Source organism: Candidatus Binataceae bacterium (genome assembly GCA_036495685.1).
GTDB lineage: Bacteria > Desulfobacterota > Binatia > Binatales > Binataceae > JAFAHS01.
In genome coordinates this window covers 1-2,573 of record DASXMJ010000057.1, presented here as the reverse complement: position 1 = coordinate 2,573, position 2,573 = coordinate 1, and the positions used below count along the sequence as shown (strand labels likewise).

The following is a 2,573-nucleotide window of genomic DNA, read 5'->3' as shown; positions in this document are numbered from 1 at the left end:
TTGGGCGACGCAAAGAAAAAGGCGTCGTCCATCGGATTGGGTTCCTAGAGCAGAGCAAGCAAAGGTCCAAAGGCGCTCGCGGCCGTCTTTGGTGCGGATCGTCATTTCAGCCAGCTGTGCCTGAGGCTCCGTCGAAATGATTCGACGGATATACTCCAGTACTTCGCTCGAGCGTTCACCGTAAGCGCGAGCCGTCCAGTCCTCGACGCGGCGCAGTTCCTCCGCCGAGTAGCTGCTTCCTTGGAGCCAACTCTGGCTGAGGGCAAGGATTTGCTCCCGATCGTCGTATAGGAGGGTCGGCAGTGGCGAGAGGAGCACTGAGGACCTGAAGCGCTCCTCACTCTTGCGCAAGTCCTCCTCCGCCCTTTTGCGCGCGGTTATGTCCTCGACCACGCCGACGAGATAGTCGATTGACCCATCGCTCTTGCGCACGCAGCTGACGGTCCCCCTGGCCCAGACGATCGTCCCGTCCTTGTGCAGGAAGCGTTTATCCGTCGCGTCATAGCAGTCGATGCCGAGGCGGATCTCCTCAAGACGTGCAACACTGGCCGCGAGATCGTCCGGGTGGATGATGTCCAGGTACGGCTTGGTTGTGAGTTCATCGGCTGAATAGCCGAAAAGGCGGCACGCCGCTTCGTTGACCCTGAGAAACCTGCCGTCAGGGGCGACGTTTACGATACCGACAGGCGCGTTCTCGAACGTGACGCGGAACCGTGCTTCGCTGTCGGCAAGTGCTCGTCGGGTTTCTTTGGCGCGCCGGCGCTCGCTGATATCTCGATAGATGACGGATGTGCCGATCACCCTGCCCGAGCGACCGCGGATGGGCGAGGTATTGATTTCCACCGGAACCAGATGACCGTCCCTGTGCCGGCGCAGCAGCTCTTTCAGGACTGTCTGACCGTTCAGTACGGTCGCGAGAATGGCCGCGCTCTCGTCCTTGTCGACTTCGGGAATAATCAGTTCGGTGAGCCTATGCCCAATCGCCTCAGCTTCGCCGTAGCCAAACATCCGCTGCGCGCCAGCGTTCCAACTTTGGACCACAAAGTCGGTTCCCAGGCTAATGATGGCATCGTCAGAGGCAGCAACGACCGCGGCTAGCTGGGCGTTGTGACGCTCTTTGCGCGTGACGCAATGCCGCGTCGCCGTCGATGCCACCGGCAGTGATAGGCTTGAGACTGAACCGATCGAATCCCGCAGCATCGAACGCGTCTTGACCGGCATCTCACCCGGTTTGAACGGCATCTCACCCGCATCTCACCCCGGTTGCGCATCCCCGTCCGTCCAACAACTAGTGCATTTCCGGTACTCGACAAGGTTGGCCGCCAATCGCTTGGGTAAAGTGTCGCATCTGTGGAGGCCGTGCTCGCAGATCAAATCGGCGGCGTTCTGTCTGGTTAGCATCGGGCGCTTCGAACTGCCCCTGACGGCCCTGTTGCGATCCACTCGCCATCGCGCTGACGGCCGCAGCTTCGGCGCGGAGATCAATCACCCTCTAGCGCGGCTGGCGTCCAAGCCACCGCGCCCCGCAATGAATTCGCGCCGTCTCATCTGTAATCCTCAATGTTCAAAATTGGCACCGTAACAAATCATTAACAAATCATTTAGCACGCCCGGTCTACGCGACATCACGCTAATGGTATCGCCCTGGGGGATCAGTGGGAAGGGCGTTGGGTTCGCTGATCGGCCGGTCGTGCCAGCGGTGCCTCGCCCTCGGGAGACCGTGGACAGTCTGGTGACCTAGTGGCCGTGCGGCTCAGGACAGCTCAATAGAGTTCGGAAGGGCCCTCGGGCATCGGCCACACGCCACACCGGGGCGATGTGGCTCGCTGTTCGCGGCTGCGCGTCAAGCCCCTTGTGGCCCTACGGCCCCCTTGTACCTACCGTAAACCCAAAACAGCTGTCGATTGCCTGCGAATCGGCCGATAATCACGGCGATGGGCGATCTCCTCAAGTTGATCTGGTACGCCGGGGCCGGGCTGTTCCGGTCGCGCGCAGCCTTGCAAACCGAAGTTCTCGCCCTTCGGCATCAGCTCAATGTGCTGAGGCGTAGGGCGCCCAAGCGGGTTGCCGTCAGCAATATCGATCGCCTGGTGTTTGCGGGGCTCTTCACCTGGCCCCCGACGTGTTGGACGCGGTGAAAATCCTCAAGCCGGAGACCATCATCAGATGGCATCGCGCTGGGTTCCGAGCCTGGTGGCACTGGAAATGGAAGCCGCGCGGCGGTCGACCCAGGACACCTGATGCGATTCGCCAACTCATTCGTGAGATGAGCGTGGCGAATCCGCTATGGGGCGCTCCCCGCATCCACGGTGAACTCCTTAAGCTCGGCATGGATGTCGACCAGACCACCGTGGCGAAGTACATGGCGAAAAGACGACGGCCGCCGTCGCAGGGCTGGAGGACCTTTGTTCACAACCACGCCGACGCCATCGCGTCGATCGACATGTTCGTGGTGCCGACGATCTCGTTTGGGCTTCTGTATGGACTTCTCATCCTGCGGCAGTCACGCCGCGAGCTTCTGTGGCTGGGTGTGACAGCCCATCCCAATGCGGAATGGCTTGCCCGTCAGCTGA

Annotated in this window: 3 protein-coding genes; 2 read left to right on the top strand and 1 reads right to left on the bottom strand. The window is 61.0% G+C overall.

Annotated features, from left to right (window positions below; translation table 11 throughout):
- Positions 1-1,242, bottom strand: a 1,242-nt coding sequence (locus VGI36_06850; protein ID HEY2484849.1) for a PAS domain S-box protein, incomplete at its 3' end; no start/stop codon positions are given.
- A 692-nt stretch (positions 1,243-1,934) separates the two neighbouring features.
- Here VGI36_06850 and VGI36_06845 point away from each other — a divergent pair.
- Together VGI36_06845 and VGI36_06840 are read left to right on the top strand one after the other, a co-directional pair.
- Positions 1,935-2,138 (top strand): hypothetical protein, encoded by a 204-nt coding sequence (locus tag VGI36_06845; protein ID HEY2484848.1) that lies wholly within the window; start codon positions 1,935-1,937, stop codon positions 2,136-2,138.
- A 134-nt stretch (positions 2,139-2,272) separates the two neighbouring features.
- On the top strand, positions 2,273-2,573 hold a 301-nt coding region (locus VGI36_06840), incomplete at its 3' end, for a hypothetical protein (protein HEY2484847.1).